Below are 17,295 nucleotides of genomic sequence, written 5' to 3'. Positions count from 1 at the left end.
TGGCGTCCCGACAAAAGCGGCCGCCGCCAGCCCGGGCGCGGCGCCTACCTGTGCTCGGAGCCGTGTGTCGAGCGCGCCGCAAAAAACAAACGCTATCCGGGTCTTGGCGCGGCGGCGGTCGAATATGGTTTAATAGATAACTCGTGCCAAAGATAATTCGATGATGATTTGTGACGACCGTGCCCTCCGATGAGGGCAAACCTTTGATTACTTAGCGGAGCCAAGCCGTCGGTTGGGGCTCCGCGCACTCCAACTGATGGGACTCGGGCGCCTCGCGTTCGAGAGGAAACTTGGCCGGAAAAGTACGGATTTTCGAGCTCGCCAAAGAGGTCGGGCTCACCTCGAAGGAACTGACGACACTCTTTAACGAGCGCCTGGGCGGGATCTTCGAGGCCAAAAACCAGCTCAGCGTCGTGCCGGACCAGATCGCCGATCTGGTCCGCAGCGTGCTGCTCAAACCCAAGCCGCAGGCGCCGGCTAAGGCGAGCGCTCCACCGGCGGCCGCGGCGCCCGCGGCCGCGCCGAAAGCCGCGCCGCCAAAACCGGAGGCACCCGCGACGCCGTTGGCTCCGCCGGTCACGCGTCTGCGCCCGGTTGCGACGGGCGCCCGCAGCGTCGCCCGCCCGCCGGCCGCGCAGGCGGCTCCTCAGCCCGTTTCCGAACCCGCCCCCATCGTTGCCCCTCCGCCCCAGCCGCCGCGCGTCGCGCAGCCGCGCCGGGCCGCCGAGCCGATCCCGCAGCTTCGCCCGGTGCCCGCCGGGCAGCCATCGATCGTCAAGCGTCAGACTCCGCCTCCGTCCGCGGCTTCGGCCTCGCCTGGGCCTCAAACAGGGCTTCCGGGCCGGCCCGGCGTCGCGCCGCGCCCCGGCGAGGTTCTGCCCGGGCAAGGCGGTAAAGGCGCAGCGCCGCCGCGTGGAGCCGCAACGCCTCGACCGATGCCGCCTGCCCGCCGCCCGGCGGGGAATGGGCCGTTCCGTGCCATAACGCCGGGCACGCGTCCGGGGGTAAACCGCCCCGGTGCGGCGCCCGCCGTCGAGTCTCCCGCGCCCTCGAGCGGTGCGCGCCCGGGCGATCGTTCGCGCATTCACGAGGACAAGGCCGCCGCCAAGAAAGATCGCGAAAAGGAACTGCTGCTCGAGAAAGAGCGGCAGCGCAAAAAGAAGGGCGACGCGGCCGCCTCCGCGCCGGCACGCGCCCTCGAAACCATCGAGATCCCGGACCTGCTCACGGTGCAGGAGCTGGCGACGTCGATGATCGTTCCCGCGCGCGACGTCATCACCGAGCTGATCAAGATCGGAACGATGGCGACGATCAATCAGAACATTTCCAGCGACGTTGCGACGCAGATTGCAAAACGCTTCGGTTTCAATGCGGTCGTCAAAGAGGCCGGCGAGGAAGTTACGGTCGAGCAGGAAGAGGACAAGCCGGAGATGCTGACCGCGCGCCCGCCGGTCGTCACGGTGCTCGGCCACGTCGACCACGGGAAGACGTCGCTGCTCGATAAGATTCGTCAAGCCAACGTCGCGGGGGGCGAAGCCGGCGGAATCACGCAAAAGATCGGTGCGTACACCGTCGAGCGAAACGATCGGAAGATCACGTTCGTCGATACGCCCGGTCATGAGGCGTTCACGGCGATGCGCGCGCGCGGTGCAAAGGTTACCGACGTCGCGATCCTCGTCGTGGCGGCCGACGACGGCGTTATGCCGCAGACGAAGGAAGCGATCGCGCACGTGAAGGCGGCGAACGTTCCGATCGTCGTCGCCATCAACAAGATGGATAAGCCGGACGCGCAACCCGACCGCGTCAAGCAGCAACTGGCCGAAGATGGTCTGCAAGCGGTCGACTGGGGCGGTACCGTCGAAATGGTGCCCGTCTCGGCGCGAACGGGCGACGGGATCGACGGACTGCTCGATACCGTTCTGCTCGAAGCCGACATTCGCGAACTCAAAGCCAACAAGACGCGGCGTGCGACCGGTGTTGTCATCGAGTCCGCGCTCCATCGCGGGCGCGGCGCGGTGGCGACCGTTCTCATACAGAACGGCACCCTTCGCGTCGGCGATATCGTCGTTGCCGGCGGGACTTTCGGAAAAGTGCGCGCGCTCATCGACGACAAAGGCAAACAAGTCAAGAAGGCAGGTCCGTCGATTCCCGTCGAGGTTATGGGGCTTTCCGATGTGCCCGCTGCCGGCGACGTCCTCAGCGTCGTCAGCGACGAGCGAGTGGCGCGCGAGACGGCCGAGAAGCGGGCAACGCGGCGGCGCGACGTCCGCATGGCCGCGGCCGGATCGCAGCGGGTCTCGCTCGAGACCTTCATGTCGATGCCGGCCGAAGGCAAAAAGGTGCTCAATCTGATCATCAAGGCCGACGGTCAAGGCTCGCTCGAAGCGCTGCGGGCGCGGATGGAGTCGCTCTCTACCGATGACGTCGAGATTCGCGTCATCCACGGCGGCGTCGGCGCGATCTCGCCCAACGACGTCAACTTGGCGAGCGCTTCGAATGCGGTGCTCATCGGGTTCAATATCCGGCCGGACGAGACGGCCCGGCGGCTGGCGGAGAACGAAGGCGTCGATCTGCGCTTCTATCAGGTGATCTACGAGATCGAGGACGATCTCAAGAAGGCGATGCGCGGCATGCTTTCGCCGGTGGAGCGCGAGGTCGTGCTCGGCCGCGCCGAAGTGCGGCAGGTCTTCAAGGTCAGCCGCGTCGGTACGATCGTCGGCTGCTACGTCAGCTCGGGCAAGATCACGCGCAATGCGAAGGCGCGCGTCATCCGCGATGCGGCGGTCGTATTCGACGGCGAGGTCGAGAGCCTGCGCCGTTTCAAGGACGACGTTCGCGAAGTTGCCGAGGGCTACGAATGCGGCATTCAGATCGCGAAGTTCCAAGACCTCAAAGAGGGCGACGTCATCGAAGCCTACGCTCTCGAGCACGTTGCCGCGGAGCTCGTGCGCGCGTGAAGGCACAACGAATCGCCAAGATCGACCACGAGATCCAACGGATCCTCGGCATGCTGATCTCGCAGGAGCTGCAGGATCCTCGCCTCGCGTTCGTCACCGTAACGCGCGTCGAGGTCGGAGACGACCTGCGCCGCTGCAAGGTCTTCGTCTCGGTGATTGGCGACCGGCACCAAGCGCGTCAGTCGCTCGACGCGCTCCAGCACGCCGGACGCTTTCTGCGCGGCGAACTTGGCCGCAAGATCGATCTGCGCTATACGCCCGAGCTGGTCTTCGTCGAGGATCGCTCGGCCGAGCGCGCGATCGAACTCGCGAAGACGCTGCGCGCCGCCGTGGCGCAATCGCCATCGAAGGAGAGCGAATGATCGAGAGTAAGCCCCGCGTTGCCTCGGTACAAGAAGTCGTCGAGGAGCTGCGTGGCCGCAGTTCGTTCGTGATGGTCAGTCACGTCAAGCCCGACGGCGATACGCTCGGTGCGGGATTGGCGCTCGGCCTCGCGCTCCAAAAGCTTGGCAAGCGCGTTTGCTACTTCCAGCAGGACAGCGTGCCCCGCAACCTGCGCTTTCTGCCTGGAGCGCAGTCGGTCAGCAACAAGGTCCCCGAATCTTTGCCGCCCGACACGCTCTACGTCTTCTGCGATATGAGCGACTGGCAGCGTGCGGGGGATCAGCTGCCGCGGGTCTCGCGCGAGAATATGCTCGATATCGACCATCATCTCGGCAATATGCTCTTCGGAAAACTCAACTTCGTGCTCGAGAGCGAGTGCTCGACCGGCAGCGTCGTTCTGCGAATCCTGCGCGCGCTAGGGATGAAGCTCGATGGCGAGATCGCTACATGCATTCTCGCGGCGATCATGACCGATACCGGCGGGTTCATGCATTCGAACACGACGCCGGAGGTACTCGAGGACGCCGCAGAGCTGATGCGTGCCGGGGCGGACAAGGAGCGGATCACCCGCGAGATCTTTGCCAATAAGCGAGTGGCGGCGACGAAGCTGCTCGGCCGGATCATCGATGTAATGCGCTTCGAACACAACGGAAGATATTGTTATTCGTACGTCGACGATGCGATGCTCGCGCAGACCGGCGCCGACGGAGAGGATACCGAAGACACGGTTAACGTGCTGCTCGGTCAGGAAGGCGTCGAGGTTGCCGCGCTCTTCAAAGCGATCGCCGGCGAAATCCGCGTCTCGCTGCGCTCCAACGGATGCCTTAACGTCCAGGCCGCTGCCGGCCGTTTGGGAGGCGGCGGGCATTTTCGCGCTTCCGGACTAACGTACACCGGCCCGCTCGGCGATGCGATCGAGAACGTCGAAGCGGCGCTGGTCGCGGAAGGTTTGTAGCGAAGCCCGTCCGTCGTTAGAGACGTGATCGGTTTCGTCAATCTTTTCAAGAGCGCGGGGCCAACCTCGGCACGTGCAGTCTCTCGCGTACGCCGAATCTACGCGATCGCCGGCGGCGACCGTAAAATTGCCGCCGGACATCTCGGAACGCTCGATCCGCAGGCCGCGGGGGTGCTTCCGGTCGCGATCGGAAAGGCGACACGCTTGATTCCGCTGCTGGAGGACCAGCGCAAGGGATATGCTTTTACGCTCGTGCTCGGACGATCGACGACAACGCAGGATGCCCACGGTGAGACCGTCGCCGAGGGCGACGTCCCCGAAACCTGGCCGCAGCTTCTCGGCGAAGCGGTGTCCGGCTTTATCGGACGCATCGCGCAAACGCCGCCGATGTACTCGGCGGCACATCATCAGGGACGGCGCCTGTACGAGCTCGCGCGCGAGGGAAAGAGCGTCGAACGCAAGCCGCGCGGCGTGACGATCTACGGCTTGACGCTGCTCGGCACGCAGAGCGGCCGGCCGGCGACTGCGCGGATGCGCGTTGCCTGCAGCGAAGGGACGTACGTCCGAACGCTCTGCCACGATCTTGGGACCGCGATCGGCGTTCCCGCGCACATGGGGGCGCTCGTTCGCGAAGCTTCCGGTCCTTTCGTGCTCTACGAAGCGCACGCGATGGAAGAGATCGCCGAGGCGCCGGAGCGCGCGCTTATTGCGCCCGAGCACATCATTCCTTTTCCAACCATCGTCTTGGATCTGCGCGGCTCGGCGGATTTTCGTGCGGGACGCGTCGTGCCGCTACCGACCGGCGCGACGGGACGCCATGTTTTCGTTCGCGACCACACGCGCGTCCTCGTCGGTGTTGGTGAAGCGCTCGGAACGCTGCTCGCGCCGCGAAAGGTTTTCGTGTGAAGCTCAACCACGAACTCACGCGCGAGAACGAACGCCCGCTCGTGCTGACGATCGGTTTTTTCGACGGGTTTCATCTCGGCCATCGCGAGCTTGCGAAAGCGACGATGCGGCTGCGACGGCCAGGCTGGCGAGCCGGCGTCCTGACGTTTGCCCAGCATCCCGCGGCGCATCTGCGCCCCGGAACGGAACCGCCGCTGATCTCGACGCCGCTCGAGCGGCTCTGCCTTTTCGCGAACGCCGGGTTTGAGGAGTGCTTCTTCGTGCGCTTCGACGAACGCATTGCCACGCTTTCGCCGGATGCGTTTCTGAAGCTCCTCGTCGAACGGATGGGCGTCCGCGGCATCGTCGTCGGCGAAACGTTTCGTTTCGGGCACAAGCGAACCGGCGATACGCAGTTGATGCGGGAGTTTTGCGCGCGGCGCGAGGTTGAGGTCGTGGCCGTCAAGCCGGTGGAGGCAGAGGGTGAGCGCGTCTCCAGTACCCGCATACGCGGCTTGATCGAGCGCGGAGAGCTCGAGACGGCCGACCGTCTGCTGGGCGGCGCCGGCTATGAAATTCGTGGTGTCGTCGAACTCGGAGCCGGCCGGGGACACGCGCTGGGTTTTCCGACTGCAAACATTCGCGTTCCCGAAAAGTTGCTACCGAGTGATGGAGTCTATTCGGCAACGGCCCGCTACGACGGCCGCGACTATGCCTCACTCGTATCGATCGGAAGCAACCCTCAATTCGCCGGCGAGTACCGCACGGTCGAGGCGTGGCTCCGCGACTTCCGCTACACGATCTACGGCCGGGAACTCTGGCTTCGCGACCTTCGCTGGGTCCGCGAGCAGCGGCTTTTCCCCGATGTCGGCGAACTGGTCGCCCAGATGGAGCGCGACGCGGCTGCCGTCGGATATCCGGCGTATGGCTAATCGAGTGCCGGGACTTGGCGTCCTCGCGCTGTGCATCCTCGGCGCCTGCGCGCGCGGCGGCGCGGGATCCACGCAGATTGCCGCGGTGGGACAGCCCGCGCCCCCGTGGACCGAACCGAGCCTGCCCGGACCGACGCTTTCGCTGACAAGCCTGCGCGGCAAGGCGGTTTACTTAAATCTTTTCGCGAGCTGGTGCGATCCGTGCAACGAGGAGGCCCCGGCGATCAGCGCTCTGCAGCGCGACTACGCTGCCAAGGGACTCCAAGTCGTCGGCGTCGACATCCTCGAGAACGCGCATAAGGCCGGCGAGTTCCGCCAGAAACACGGTTTGATTTATCCCGTCGTTGTCGACAGCGGAACCGTGCGCGATCAATATCGTGTCAATGGGCTCCCGGTCCACGTATTCATCGGCAGGGACGGCATCGTGAAGCGGATCGTCGTCGGCGAAATGTCCCCGCTCGAGATGCGGCACAGCGTCGAGCGCTTATTACAGTAGGCCGATGGTTTCGCTTGCACGCCGACCCGCGGTCTGGAGCCTGGCCGCAGCGCTAGCCGCGGCTTCGACGAGCGGGTGCTCCGGCGCGGGCCAGTCGGGGGCGATGATGCCGCTCTCCAACGCGGGCGGCTCGGGCGGAAGCGGCGTGATGGGAAACGCGGTCCTGCGAATTTTTGTGCCGGCATTGCCGCCCAACGCATTTGGTAGGCCTCCCGCCACGCTTCCGCAGCCGCAAAACACCGCGCCGACCGGCGTCAATACGCTAAGCGGCGCACCCGGAATCGGCACCTTCCCAACGCCCGTTCCGACGTCAGCGGCCGTGAACCCGACGTCGCCGCCGCCGCCCGGTGCACAAGTGCTCTCGATCAACTTCGCCGGCCCAACCACGATCAGTCAAGTCGTAACCGTCGGACCGAATGCGGGCGGCTGTGCTCCCGCAGCCGGCGGCACGAGCTGCCAAGTCTCTCTCTCGATTCCCGTGGGAACGTACATCGGAACGATCGGCGCTCCCAACGCCGGTACGCCGGTCGCGGTCGCGTTTACGGTGGCGCCGAACGGACAGAACGTCTTCGGTATCACGACCGGCGGCGTGCCCGCCTCGCTCGAGATCGTACCCGCCTCGTCGCTGAGCGCAACGAACCCGCAGGGGGAGCTGGATCTATACGGCGCCGGGCGCCATCCGGTTCTGGTGGAAATGCTCGACGCAAGTCAAAACGTCATCGTCGCCGGCGGGCAGGGAACCTTTGCGCTGAATCAGGCCGGCGGTCCGCTCGCGCTGACGGTCGCCCAAGCTGCGACGTTCGCCCCGAATCTCTTCTACGTTTCGTCGTCGGCCTCGCCCAGTTCAAGCTCGGCGTTTCTGCGCGCATCGGCGACGTACTCCGGCCCCAACAGCCCGTGCTCGCAGCCAAATGCGGTGTGCAGCGGATCGACTCGCGTCGGCCTTCGCCAAATCCTCGCGGTCGCAAACTCGAACGCAAACGACGTCACGATCTACGTAAACGGTGCGAACCTCCCGCTGACGACCGTGCAAAGCGCGATCTCGGCCCCACAGGCCTTGGCCTTCGATTCGACCGGCAATCTCTTCGTCGCAAACCTGCCGGGAAACGTCACCGTGTACGCGCCGCCGTACGCCAGCGTCTCGACGACGGTCGCAAGCGGCGTCAATCATCCTCAGGCGCTGGCGCTGGACTCGCGCGAAAACCTCTTCGTCGCCAACGGCAGCGGGAGCAATACGGTTACCGCGTACTCGCCGCCCTACGGCGGTTCGCCGATGGCAACGATCTCAACGGGCGTTGGAGATCCGGTCAGCGTCGCCGTCGACCAGAGCTCCGATCTGTTCGTCGTCAATCAAGCGTCGAACACGGTGACCATCTATCAGCCGCCGTATATTTCGCCGCCAACCATAATCTCCAAAGGGCTGAACGCTCCGAACTCGCTGGCGCTCGATCAGCGCGGGAATCTCTTCGTAGCTAACCTAAACTCGACGCCCAATTCGGTCGTCGAGTTCTCACCGCCGTTTTCGAGCCAAAGCGGACCGGTTGCGACGATCACCAACGGCGTAAACGAGCAAGGAGCGATCGGCCTCAACGGGGCCGCGAACCTATTCGTTCCCAATCAAGGCGCAAACACGGTAACGGAGTACGCCGCGCCCTATACCGGGCCGCCGGCGACCATCTCCGGCGGGCAGAGCCAGCCGGTGGCCCTCGCGATCGACGGCCTCAATAATCTCTACGTTGCCAACTACGGCAACAACACGGTAACGGTATACGCGCCGCCTTACGTCAGCGGATCGTGGACCGCAATCAGCAACGGCATTAGCCTGCCGCTTGCGCTCGCGCTCTCGCCGGCGACCAACGCCGGAGCAGCGGTGCTGCCCTAGGTAAAGGGTCTGCCTCGCGCCTTCCGCATCCGGCTGCGGCGCTCGGTCAGACGGTCCTTGTCGGAATGTAACCGTCCCGAAGCGAGAACATTTAAAGGATTCGCTGAGCTTGGAGCGTTAGGCGGGCGAGGCTTGGAAAGTTAGGCGGCGCGAACTTGTAGGGCGTCGCCTTCCAGGGTGACGCGCGCCGCCGAGCCGTCGCGCAGTTCGCCGCGGAGCAGCGCGGTCGAGAGCGGTGTCGACACGTAGTGCGAAACGGTCCGCGCGACGTACCGAGCCCCGCTTCCGGCGCCCATCGAGACGCGCGCGAGATAGAGCTTCGCGTCGTCGGAGAGATCGAGCTTCACGTTGCGTGCCCCGAGGCGCTCCGCGAGCGCGTCGACGTGAATCGTGACGATCGCTTCGATCTGCGCGAGGCCGAGCTCCTCGAACGGAACGATCTCCTCGATTCGATTGAGCAGTTCGTTTCGCAGTGCGAAGGAGAGCTCGTCCTCCGCAAGGTTGGTCGTGAGAATGATGATCGTGTGCCGAAAGTCGATCGTGCGCCCTTTGGCGTCGGTCACTCGGCCCTCGTCGAGGATCTGCAGCAGGATCGCTGCGACCTCGGGGTGCGCCTTTTCGAGTTCGTCAAAGAGCACGACACAGTACGGCCGCCGGCGGACCGGCTCGGTGAGCTGGCCCGGTTCGTCGTGCCCCGCGTATCCTGGCGGAGCGCCGAGGAGTCGCGAGACGCCGTGGGCTTCGGTGAATTCTGAAAGATCGACGCGAACCAGCGCGCTCTCCGTGCCGAAGAGCGCCTCCGCGAGCGCTTTGGCGAGCTCCGTCTTGCCGACGCCGCTCGGGCCGCGGAAAAGGAAGGTGCCCAGCGGTTTGCGCGGGTCGTGCAGCCCGGTGCGTGCCCGGCGTATCGCCGACGAGACCGACGCGATCGCGCGCTCTTGCCCAATCACGCGTTTGGAGAGGATCTGCTCGAGTTCGAGCAGCCGGTTCGCCTGGGATTCGGTGAGCGAACTCTGCGGAATTCCGGTCCAGCGCGTCACGACGGCGGCGACGTCGCCGGGCGTCACCGCCGGAGACACGACGGCGCCTTTGTTCGCAAGAGCGACGGACGCGGCGGCCTCGTCGACGAGATCGATTGCTTTGTCGGGTAAAAACCGGTCGGCGATATAGCGCGCCGCGAGCTGCGCTGCAACCTCGACCGTTTCGTCGGGAATCGTGACGTGGTGGTGCGTCGCATAACGCTGACGCAATCCGCGCAGAATTTCGATTGTCTGCTCGATGCTGGGCTCTTCGATCATCACCGGTTGGAAGCGGCGTTCGAGCGCCGCATCCGATTCGACGTATTTTCGGTACTCGTCGAAGGTCGTCGCACCGATACACTGCAGGTCGCCGCGCGCGAGTTCCGGTTTGATCATCGAGCTCAGATCGAGCGGAGCGCCTTCGGCGGCCCCAGCCCCCACCAAGGTGTGCAGCTCGTCGATGAAGAGGACGACGTCGCGGGCGCTGCGCTTGACCTCGTCGAGAATTCGTTTGACGCGCCCTTCGAACTCACCGCGATACTTCGTGCCGGCAACCAGCGGCCCGAGCGAGAGCGCGAGCAGCCGTTTCCCACGCAGCGAATCCGGTACGTTTCCCGACGCGATGCGTTGCGCCAAACCTTCGACGACCGCCGTCTTTCCGACGCCGGGCTCGCCGACGAGACATGGGTTGTTCTTGCTGCGGCGCGCGAGAATCGAAATGACGCGCTCGATCTCGGCGTCGCGTCCGATGACGGGATCGAGCTTGTTCTCACGCGCAAGCTGCGTGAGATCGCGCGAGTAGGCCGCCAGCGTCGGGGTCCCGCCGCGCAAGCGCTTTCCGATCCCTTCGAGCGGTGAATCGCTGCCCGAGCCTTGGAGCTTCTCGGCCAGCAGCGCGCTGCCGGCGATGAGCCCGGCCGCGGCCAGCGCGGCGCCGACAAAGGGAAGGGCGCTGGACATCGTGCGTTTTTGCGCGCAGACGCTGCAGAGCCGCCGGCCGCCCAGCGTGGTTACGGAGGGACGCTCGGCGCAGAGTTCGCATTCGGGGTTCATTACCGGAGTCTACTGCATCGAGCGGGCCGGGGTTTCGGCGGCCGGAAAAGCCTCATGGCTGCGCGGTGAAGACGGCCGTGACCGAGACGCTGACGCTGACGTTGGACTGATCGAAGACCGTCGGGGCGGCCGCTCTGGCCATCGCGCCCATCGGCACGGGCGGACCAACCATCCCGCCGTTCTGCAGCTCGAGGCTTTTCACCGCGACGATCCGGACGTTTGCGGTGCGTGCCAGCGCTTGTGCTGCGCTGCGCGCCAGCGCTTGTGCTGCGCTGCGCGCCTCCGCTTCGGCCTTGGCGATCGCCTGCGCGCGCGCCACGCTTGGATCGGCAAGCCCGAACGCGACGCCGTTGATCCCGGTCGCGCCGGCGCCGATGCAGGCATCGCTGACTGCGCCGGCTTTACCGATGCTGCGCACCTTTACCGAAAACGTGCGCGAGACGGTATACCCGTAGCGTTCTCCGTTTGGGGCCGGCGGTATCACCTGCGGCGGCGGATTGTAATTAACATTGTAGTACGCAAGCGTGACGTCGCCCCTCGCGATGCCGAGTCTCTCCAGCGCCGCCACGACGCGTTCGTAGATTTGGTTGTTTTGCGATACGGCGTCTTCCGCGCGCGCTGCGTTGGTTTCGACCGCTGCGTTGACGGTTGCCATGTCGGGCGGAAGCGAGACGCTGCCGGTACCCGAGGCGGTGATTTCCGTAACGCCGGATTGTGCGGCCAAAGCGCCGCCGGTTGTCGCAGCGACGGCGATGAGCAGGCAAAAGAATGTACGCTTCATAATACGACAAACGTCCACCGTTCGGGCGCCCTCTCCCTGTTTGCGCGGCGCGCCCGAGGCGCGGATCGAGAGGCGAACGGAGCGCCGCCGGCCTCGAGGAGGAGAAAAGCTTGGGATTTCTTGCCTGGATTATTTTCGGATTACTCGTGGGGCTCGTCGCTCGCTGGATCGTGCCCGGCGAGGGGCCCGGAGGCGTGATCGGCGACATCATCATCGGCATCATCGGCGCGGTCATCGGCGGCTGGCTCTACGGCTGGTTCGGACACGCCGGCGTTAGCGGGTTCAACTTGCCGAGCATGGTCTGCGCGTTGATCGGCGCGGTCGTTCTCCTGTGGCTGATTCGCGTGGTGCGCGGGCGCTCGTCCGCCTGAAGGTTGCGGCGATTCGACGAGGGAAGTTGAGCCTGTCATGGCCTACGTCATCACCGAACCGTGCATCGGTACCAAGGATAAATCGTGCGTCGACGTGTGCCCGGTCGACTGCATTCACGGCAAGGATGAAGACGAGATGCTCTACATCGATCCCGAGGTTTGCATCGACTGCGGGGCCTGCGTCTCCGCCTGTCCGGTAGAAGCGATCTTCGCGGATTCGGACCTGCCGGAAAAGTGGCAGCAGTTTACCGCGATCAACGCCGACTACTTCAAAAAGGTATGAACCCGACGCTCTCTCCCGACGCCTTCAACGCGTTCTTCGCCTGCGCGCCCTGGGTTATTGGGCTTCTGATCTATCTCACGTTCTTTATCGCGAAACGGCACGAACGCGCTCCGGCGCACGCCCCGTCGTCGCACAGCGAAACCTTTGCCTGTGCGCAGTGCGGGCGTCGCGGTGCGCGCGATGCGATGGTCGCGCAGGACCATGGCGGCGCCGTATCCTACGTGTGCGGCGACTGTGCGACCGCACAAGTCGCCCACTAATACTCAGAAGCGACGACGAACGGAGCAGCTTTTCTCGCCCGATGCGAAAAAAGCGAGCGTCCCAGGAGCCGCGGTGTGCCCGAAATCAAACCTACTGCTGCTGGCCGTAGTTCGAGAGAACTTCGTGAATCCGCGACGCCATGCTCGTGGCCGCGTCCCACTTGCGCTGCCACATGTTGCGCCCGAAGATGAGGCCCGTGCAGCCGGCCGCCATCGCTACGTGCGCCTTATGCACCGTCGCGTCGTCGCCCATTTTGCTCCCGCCTGAAACGAGCACGAGGCTGCGCCCGGCGGAGCGCACGACCTTGCGAAGCCCTTCGACATCGTCGAACGAGAGCGTGTCGTACGGTTTCGGCAGTTTGGAGGCGTCGTCGGGCTTCCATACGGGCTCGTTGAGTTTGATCACGTCGGCGCCCATCTCGCAGGCGACTCGGGCCGCATAGTCCACGGCGTAAAGCGAGTCGATTCCCCCTTTGGCTTTGATCGCCGCGCCGCGCGGGTACGCCCAGACGACGAGCGGCATGCCGTAGCGCTCGCACTCGCGCCGGACGTCGTTGCACTGAGCGATATCGAGCTCTTGCGAGGGACTGCCGACGTATAGCGTGTAGCCGACGGCATCGGCGCCGAGGCGAACCGCGTCCTCGACCGACGACGTCAACGGACTAAACGCGTCGTCGTCCGAGGGAATGTTCGTCTTACCGTTTACTTTAAGCAGGAGCGGCACGCGTCCGGCGTACTTCTTCTGATACTTCTCCGCTAGGCCGACGTGGAGCGCGACACCCGAAAAGTTCCCGTCGACGGCCAGCCGATAGATCCAGTCGGTGTCAAGCGCCTCCGGATTGTCGAAAAAATCGATCGGGCCGTGTTCGAGCCCTTGGTCGATCGGCAGCATCATCAGCGTCCCGTTCGCGGGTCCGTGCTCGTACATGAATTTGTGCAGGCGCGTGCGCTTGCCGATGGAGAGATTCATCTCATCGAAGGTAGGACGCACGATGGTAGGAGATGCGGTGGCTGTCATAATGGCGCGGCCTTCGCCGCACCCCGGAGGTTATCCTGAGGCGACGACCAAATCGCCGCTCGTGATCACGCGGCTCGGATTCATCGGTTTGGGCACGATGGGGGAGCCGATGGCGCGTTCGCTGCGCCGCGCCGGTTACGAAGTTGCCGCATCGGTGCACCGAAGTCGCGAGGCGCTCGAGCGCTTGCGCGGCGACGGAGTCGCCGAGGCGGCAGACCCAGCCGCGCTGGCGGCCGATTCGCAGGTCGTGATCCTCTGCGTTCCCGATGCCCCGCAAGTCGAGGAGGCGCTCTTCGCGGCGCGCGGCGTTGAGGAAGGCGCAAAACCGGGGCTGCTGGTGATCGACATGTCGACAATCTCGCCCGTTGCCTCCCGCCGGTTTGCCGAGCGTCTGGCGAAACGGGGGGTTGACTTCGTCGACGCCCCTGTCAGCGGCGGCCCGCTGCGTGCCCGGGACGGGAAGCTGACAATCATGGTGGGAGCCTCGCCCGAAGCCTTCGAGAAGGCTCGGCCCGTCCTCGCGGCGATGGGGACGCCGAACCATCTCGGGCCCGTCGGAATGGGGGAGACCGTCAAGCTGGTCAATCAGATCATCATTGCGAACGTGATGATCGCCAACGTCGAAGGTCTGATGTTTGCAAAAGAGGCGGGCGCCGATCTCGACGCGGTTAGAGGGGTACTCGCCACGGCAACGGCTTCGAACTATATTCTGGAGAAGTGGCTGCCGAAGGTGTGGCTTGCAGGGACTTTCGAGGGCGGCTTCGCACTCGATCTCTTGCGCAAGGACCTCGCAGCCGCGCTCGATGCCGCTCGTTCCGAGAATCTTCCGATGCCCGCGACGGGGCTCGCGTACCAACTCTACACTACTCGTAGCTCTCACGGAGACGGAGCGCTGGACTACAGCGCGATTGCGAAAACGTATGAACGGAATTGCGGAGCTTAAGGCGCCGCGGGGCGCCTCTTTCAAAAGTCCGGACTTCAATAAGAAAATTCTCGTCGTCGACGACGAGTCGGCGATCCTGCAGACCCTGCGCTTCAACTTGGAGCGCAGCGGCTACGCGGTCGTTACCGCTGGAGACGGCCGTACCGCGATCGCCATGGCGCAGCGCGAGCAGCCCGACCTGATCGTGCTGGACATCATGCTTCCGGTGCTCGACGGCGTCGAGGCCTGCAAAGAGATCCGGAAGTTCAGCCCCGTGCCGATCATCATGCTGACCGCCAAAGATCAGGAGATCGACAAGGTCTTGGCGCTCGAGCTCGGTGCGGACGACTACGTGACCAAGCCGTTTGCGCTCCACGAGTTCCTCGCTCGCGTGAAAGCGCGGCTGCGCCGGCAGAACGCGATCGCTCCGGGGCACGACGAGGCGATCGCCTTGGGCGAGATCGTCCTCGATCCGTCTCGCCAGCAGCTTACCGTTCGCGGCAAGGACGTTGCGCTCGCGCCCAAAGAGTTTGGCCTATTGCGGGTGCTGATGGAGAACCACGGCCGCGTCGTGACCCGTCAAACCCTGCTGGATAAGGTTTGGGGATACGATTTCGAGGGCGAGCAACAGACGGTCAGCGTCCACATTCGCTGGCTACGCGAGAAGATCGAGGAAGATTCGCGGACTCCGCGCCACATCTTGACGGTGCGCAGCCGCGGCTACATGTTCAAGGCTTGACGCCGCTCTGGTGGTCGTTCCTGGCGTTGCTCGTCGGCATCGCCGCCGGTGTTCTCATCGCGAGGCCGCGGGTCGCGCGACGGGAGACCGCGGCCTATCCGCCGCCGCCAAGGAGCGTCGCCTCGAGTCCCTCGCCTTCGGAGGCACCGTTCGCGCCGTTGGTGCGTGCCTTGCCGATCGGGGTGATCCTCGTCGATCGAACCTGTCACATAGAGTTTGCCAACGCGGCCGCCGGAACGACCTTCGGTTTCGATCCGGCGCGTTCGATCGCGCTGCACATCATCGAGGCCGTACCCAACGTGGAGCTCGAGCGCAGAATCGGCGACGCGTTGCGCGGCGAGGCATCGGTCGCGCCCCTCATGCTCACCGGTGCGCCCGGGCAGCGAACCTATCGGGTCTCCGTCTATCCCCTGACCGACGACAATCGGCAGTCGCGCCGCGTCGTCGTCTTCTCGGACGATCAGACGGCTCTCGTTCGGCTCGACCGAGCGCGTAAAGAGTTTCTTTCAAATGTTTCCCACGAGCTGCGCACGCCGCTCTCGTCGATCAAGCTGATGCTCGAGACCGTTCTCGAAGCTCCCGAGGAAGAAGCGCGAGATCTTTTCGTGCCCCAGGCTCTGGCGCAAGTCGATCGATTGAACGCGCTCGTCGGGCAGCTGCTCGAGCAGGCGCGTGCCGAGTCGGGGCAGATGCAGCTGGCGTTGCGCGACGTCGATTTGGAGGAGGTGGCGCGCCCGATCGTTGCCTCTTTCGAACAGCAGGCCTCGAATAAAGGCGTCTCCCTCGAACTCGCCGCGCTTCGTCCCGTCCGGGTCGAAGCCGATCCCGACCGGTTGTCGCAAGTGTTCGTCAATCTCATCGACAACGCGCTGCGGCATACGTCGGAGGGCGGCCGCATACGGGTGGAACTCGACGCACGCGACAGCGATGCGGTGCTGCGGGTGCGCGACACGGGCGAAGGAATACCCTATCGAGACCTGCCGCATATCTTCGAGCGCTTTTATGTCGTCGACCGGTCGCGAACGCGCGGCAGCGGCGGCGCCGGCCTGGGTTTGGCGATCGTCAAGGGAATCGTCGACGCGCACGGCGGCGCGATCTCCGCCGAATCCATGCTGGGACGCGGCACGGCATTTACGATCCGCTTGCCGATCATGCGTATCAAGCGAGACGCCTCGTGAGGCTTAACCTTCTTAACGGTAACGGGCCCGGCGCGTGTGCCTGACGAACAGCACACCGCGATGTATGCCAGGACCGCGGAGCCGGCCATGCTTTCGACAGACGTGAAACTCAAGGTCGAAAAACTCGACGTGTACTACGGCCAGTTTCACGCAATTCGCAACGCGTCGTTGGCCGTACCCGTGAATCGCGTAATGGCGCTGATCGGTCCGTCGGGATGCGGCAAGTCGACGTTCATTCGCGCCCTCAACCGCATGCACGACTTGACGCCGGGCGCGCGCGTCGAGGGGCACGTCTTGCTGGACGATCGCGACATTTACGCGCCCGAAGTCGACCCGGTGACGATCCGGTATCGCATCGGAATGGTCTTCCAGCGGCCAAACCCGTTTCCGAAGTCGATCTTCGATAACGTCGTCTACGGGCCGAGCATCCACGGAGAGACGAATCGAGCCGCACTGATGGAGATCTGCGAGCGCAGCCTGCGCCGCGCGGCGCTTTGGGACGAGGTCAAGGACCGGCTCGACCGCTCGGCTCTGGCGCTCTCCGGCGGCCAGCAGCAGCGGCTCTGTATCGCCCGCTGTCTCGCCGTCGATCCGGAAGTGATTTTGATGGACGAGCCGGCCTCGGCGCTCGATCCCATCGCGACGAGCAAGATCGAAGACCTCATCGACTCGCTCAAGAAGGAATATACCGTCGTCATCGTGACCCACTCGATGCAGCAGGCCGCCCGGATCAGCGACAATACGGCTTTTTTCCTGCTGGGCGAGCTGTTGGAAACCGACACCACGGCCACGATCTTCACCAAGCCCAAAGATAAGCGTACCGAAGACTATATTACCGGCCGCTTCGGCTAAAGCTTTCAATAACAAGTCTTAAGACGACCTTAATAAGCGGTCGCTAGACTAGTATGCAGTTACCCTCTCGTCAATTCTCAGGAGAGAGCATATCGTGTCATTTACTTTGGCTCGTGCCGGCCTGCTGGCGGCGGCGATGCTTCTGAGCGGCTTGTCCCCGGCACTGGCGGAAACACAGGCAACGCCAGTCGCCCAGGCAAGTGCGCCGGACTTCGGCAGCCCGCCCTCAGGCCAGATTCCGATCCTCTACAACGATCATCACGTCTACGCCAAACCCGACGTCCTCAAGCAGGGCCGGGTGCTGGCCGCCTACGCTAAAGGCGGAACG

At 64.5% G+C, this 17,295-nt stretch carries 18 protein-coding genes; 15 read left to right on the top strand and 3 right to left on the bottom strand.

Going from position 1 to position 17,295, the window contains the following annotated elements; genetic code table 11:
• Nucleotides 1–290 precede the first annotated feature (290 nt).
• From infB to VGG51_13030, 7 genes are read left to right on the top strand one after another with little or no spacing between them, the layout of a single operon-like run.
• Nucleotides 291–2,957 carry a translation initiation factor IF-2 gene (infB, locus tag VGG51_13060; protein ID HEY1883959.1) on the top strand — a complete coding sequence of 889 codons (2,667 nt, stop codon included), beginning with the start codon at nt 291–293 and terminating at the stop codon, nt 2,955–2,957.
• Entirely contained in the window at nt 2,954–3,319 is a 366-nt protein-coding gene (gene rbfA / locus VGG51_13055) for a 30S ribosome-binding factor RbfA (protein ID HEY1883958.1), read from the top strand. Before infB ends, rbfA begins: the two co-directional genes overlap by 4 nt.
• Complete coding sequence (locus VGG51_13050; GenBank protein HEY1883957.1) at nt 3,316–4,296, top strand: DHH family phosphoesterase; 981 nt, start codon at nt 3,316–3,318, stop codon at nt 4,294–4,296. Before rbfA ends, VGG51_13050 begins: the two co-directional genes overlap by 4 nt.
• A gap of 24 nt (nt 4,297–4,320) precedes the next feature.
• Nucleotides 4,321–5,202 (top strand): tRNA pseudouridine(55) synthase TruB, encoded by an 882-nt coding sequence (gene truB / locus VGG51_13045; protein ID HEY1883956.1) that lies wholly within the window; start codon nt 4,321–4,323, stop codon nt 5,200–5,202.
• Nucleotides 5,199–6,113: a riboflavin biosynthesis protein RibF gene (ribF, locus tag VGG51_13040; GenBank protein HEY1883955.1), complete on the top strand. Its 915-nt coding sequence runs from the start codon at nt 5,199–5,201 to the stop codon at nt 6,111–6,113. Before truB ends, ribF begins: the two co-directional genes overlap by 4 nt.
• The gene (locus VGG51_13035) at nt 6,106–6,609 is read left to right on the top strand and encodes a TlpA disulfide reductase family protein (protein ID HEY1883954.1); all 504 of its coding nucleotides are present in this window, start codon (nt 6,106–6,108) and stop codon (nt 6,607–6,609) included. The genes ribF and VGG51_13035 overlap by 8 nt, the downstream gene beginning before the upstream one ends.
• A gap of 4 nt (nt 6,610–6,613) precedes the next feature.
• Nucleotides 6,614–8,491 carry a hypothetical protein gene (locus VGG51_13030; GenBank protein ID HEY1883953.1) on the top strand — a complete coding sequence of 626 codons (1,878 nt, stop codon included), beginning with the start codon at nt 6,614–6,616 and terminating at the stop codon, nt 8,489–8,491.
• Between the two features lie 140 nt (nt 8,492–8,631).
• Here the strand turns inward: VGG51_13030 and VGG51_13025 are convergent, their stop codons facing one another.
• Both VGG51_13025 and VGG51_13020 read right to left on the bottom strand, forming a co-directional pair.
• Complete coding sequence (locus VGG51_13025) at nt 8,632–10,563, bottom strand: ATP-dependent Clp protease ATP-binding subunit (GenBank protein HEY1883952.1); 1,932 nt, start codon at nt 10,561–10,563, stop codon at nt 8,632–8,634.
• 52 nt (nt 10,564–10,615) lie between these two features.
• Nucleotides 10,616–11,344, bottom strand: a complete 729-nt coding sequence (locus VGG51_13020; protein HEY1883951.1) for an SIMPL domain-containing protein — start codon at nt 11,342–11,344, stop codon at nt 10,616–10,618.
• Nucleotides 11,345–11,454: 110 nt separating this feature from the next.
• Here VGG51_13020 and VGG51_13015 point away from each other — a divergent pair, with 110 nt between their 5' ends.
• From VGG51_13015 to VGG51_13005, 3 genes are read left to right on the top strand one after another with little or no spacing between them, the layout of a single operon-like run.
• The gene (locus VGG51_13015) at nt 11,455–11,715 is read left to right on the top strand and encodes a GlsB/YeaQ/YmgE family stress response membrane protein (GenBank protein ID HEY1883950.1); all 261 of its coding nucleotides are present in this window, start codon (nt 11,455–11,457) and stop codon (nt 11,713–11,715) included.
• A gap of 37 nt (nt 11,716–11,752) precedes the next feature.
• The gene (locus VGG51_13010) at nt 11,753–11,998 is read left to right on the top strand and encodes a ferredoxin family protein (GenBank protein HEY1883949.1); all 246 of its coding nucleotides are present in this window, start codon (nt 11,753–11,755) and stop codon (nt 11,996–11,998) included.
• Nucleotides 11,995–12,258 carry a hypothetical protein gene (locus VGG51_13005; GenBank protein ID HEY1883948.1) on the top strand — a complete coding sequence of 88 codons (264 nt, stop codon included), beginning with the start codon at nt 11,995–11,997 and terminating at the stop codon, nt 12,256–12,258. Before VGG51_13010 ends, VGG51_13005 begins: the two co-directional genes overlap by 4 nt.
• Nucleotides 12,259–12,349: 91 nt before the next feature.
• Here VGG51_13005 and VGG51_13000 read toward each other — a convergent pair whose 3' ends face one another.
• Entirely contained in the window at nt 12,350–13,228 is an 879-nt protein-coding gene (locus tag VGG51_13000; GenBank protein ID HEY1883947.1) for a hypothetical protein, read from the bottom strand.
• A 37-nt stretch (nt 13,229–13,265) separates the two neighbouring features.
• Here VGG51_13000 and VGG51_12995 point away from each other — a divergent pair, with 37 nt between their 5' ends.
• The 5 genes from VGG51_12995 to VGG51_12975 form a co-directional block, all read left to right on the top strand.
• Nucleotides 13,266–14,219: an NAD(P)-dependent oxidoreductase gene (locus VGG51_12995; GenBank protein ID HEY1883946.1), complete on the top strand. Its 954-nt coding sequence runs from the start codon at nt 13,266–13,268 to the stop codon at nt 14,217–14,219.
• Complete coding sequence (locus VGG51_12990) at nt 14,197–14,937, top strand: response regulator transcription factor (GenBank protein ID HEY1883945.1); 741 nt, start codon at nt 14,197–14,199, stop codon at nt 14,935–14,937. Before VGG51_12995 ends, VGG51_12990 begins: the two co-directional genes overlap by 23 nt.
• Nucleotides 14,934–16,115 carry an ATP-binding protein gene (locus tag VGG51_12985; protein ID HEY1883944.1) on the top strand — a complete coding sequence of 394 codons (1,182 nt, stop codon included), beginning with the start codon at nt 14,934–14,936 and terminating at the stop codon, nt 16,113–16,115. Before VGG51_12990 ends, VGG51_12985 begins: the two co-directional genes overlap by 4 nt.
• Before the next feature lie 87 nt (nt 16,116–16,202).
• Nucleotides 16,203–16,967: a phosphate ABC transporter ATP-binding protein PstB gene (gene pstB, locus VGG51_12980; GenBank protein ID HEY1883943.1), complete on the top strand. Its 765-nt coding sequence runs from the start codon at nt 16,203–16,205 to the stop codon at nt 16,965–16,967.
• Between the two features lie 94 nt (nt 16,968–17,061).
• Nucleotides 17,062–17,295: hypothetical protein (locus tag VGG51_12975; GenBank protein HEY1883942.1), on the top strand; the 234-nt coding region annotated here is incomplete at its 3' end.

The organism is Candidatus Cybelea sp. (genome assembly GCA_036489315.1).
Classification (GTDB): Bacteria; Vulcanimicrobiota; Vulcanimicrobiia; order Vulcanimicrobiales; family Vulcanimicrobiaceae; genus Cybelea.
This window is presented reverse-complemented; position numbering and strand designations above follow the sequence as displayed.

Coding starts and splice junctions, on each gene's coding strand:
- VGG51_13030 (HEY1883953.1), top strand. CDS start 6,614: ATGGTTTCGCTTGCACGCCGACCCGCGGTCTGGAGCCTGGCCGCAGCG.
- VGG51_12990 (HEY1883945.1), top strand. CDS start 14,197: ATGAACGGAATTGCGGAGCTTAAGGCGCCGCGGGGCGCCTCTTTCAAA.
- VGG51_13000 (HEY1883947.1), bottom strand. CDS start 13,228: ATGAATCTCTCCATCGGCAAGCGCACGCGCCTGCACAAATTCATGTAC.
- VGG51_13050 (HEY1883957.1), top strand. CDS start 3,316: ATGATCGAGAGTAAGCCCCGCGTTGCCTCGGTACAAGAAGTCGTCGAG.
- pstB (HEY1883943.1), top strand. CDS start 16,203: ATGCTTTCGACAGACGTGAAACTCAAGGTCGAAAAACTCGACGTGTAC.
- VGG51_13005 (HEY1883948.1), top strand. CDS start 11,995: ATGAACCCGACGCTCTCTCCCGACGCCTTCAACGCGTTCTTCGCCTGC.
- VGG51_13035 (HEY1883954.1), top strand. CDS start 6,106: ATGGCTAATCGAGTGCCGGGACTTGGCGTCCTCGCGCTGTGCATCCTC.
- VGG51_13010 (HEY1883949.1), top strand. CDS start 11,753: ATGGCCTACGTCATCACCGAACCGTGCATCGGTACCAAGGATAAATCG.
- VGG51_13025 (HEY1883952.1), bottom strand. CDS start 10,563: ATGAACCCCGAATGCGAACTCTGCGCCGAGCGTCCCTCCGTAACCACG.
- VGG51_13020 (HEY1883951.1), bottom strand. CDS start 11,344: ATGAAGCGTACATTCTTTTGCCTGCTCATCGCCGTCGCTGCGACAACC.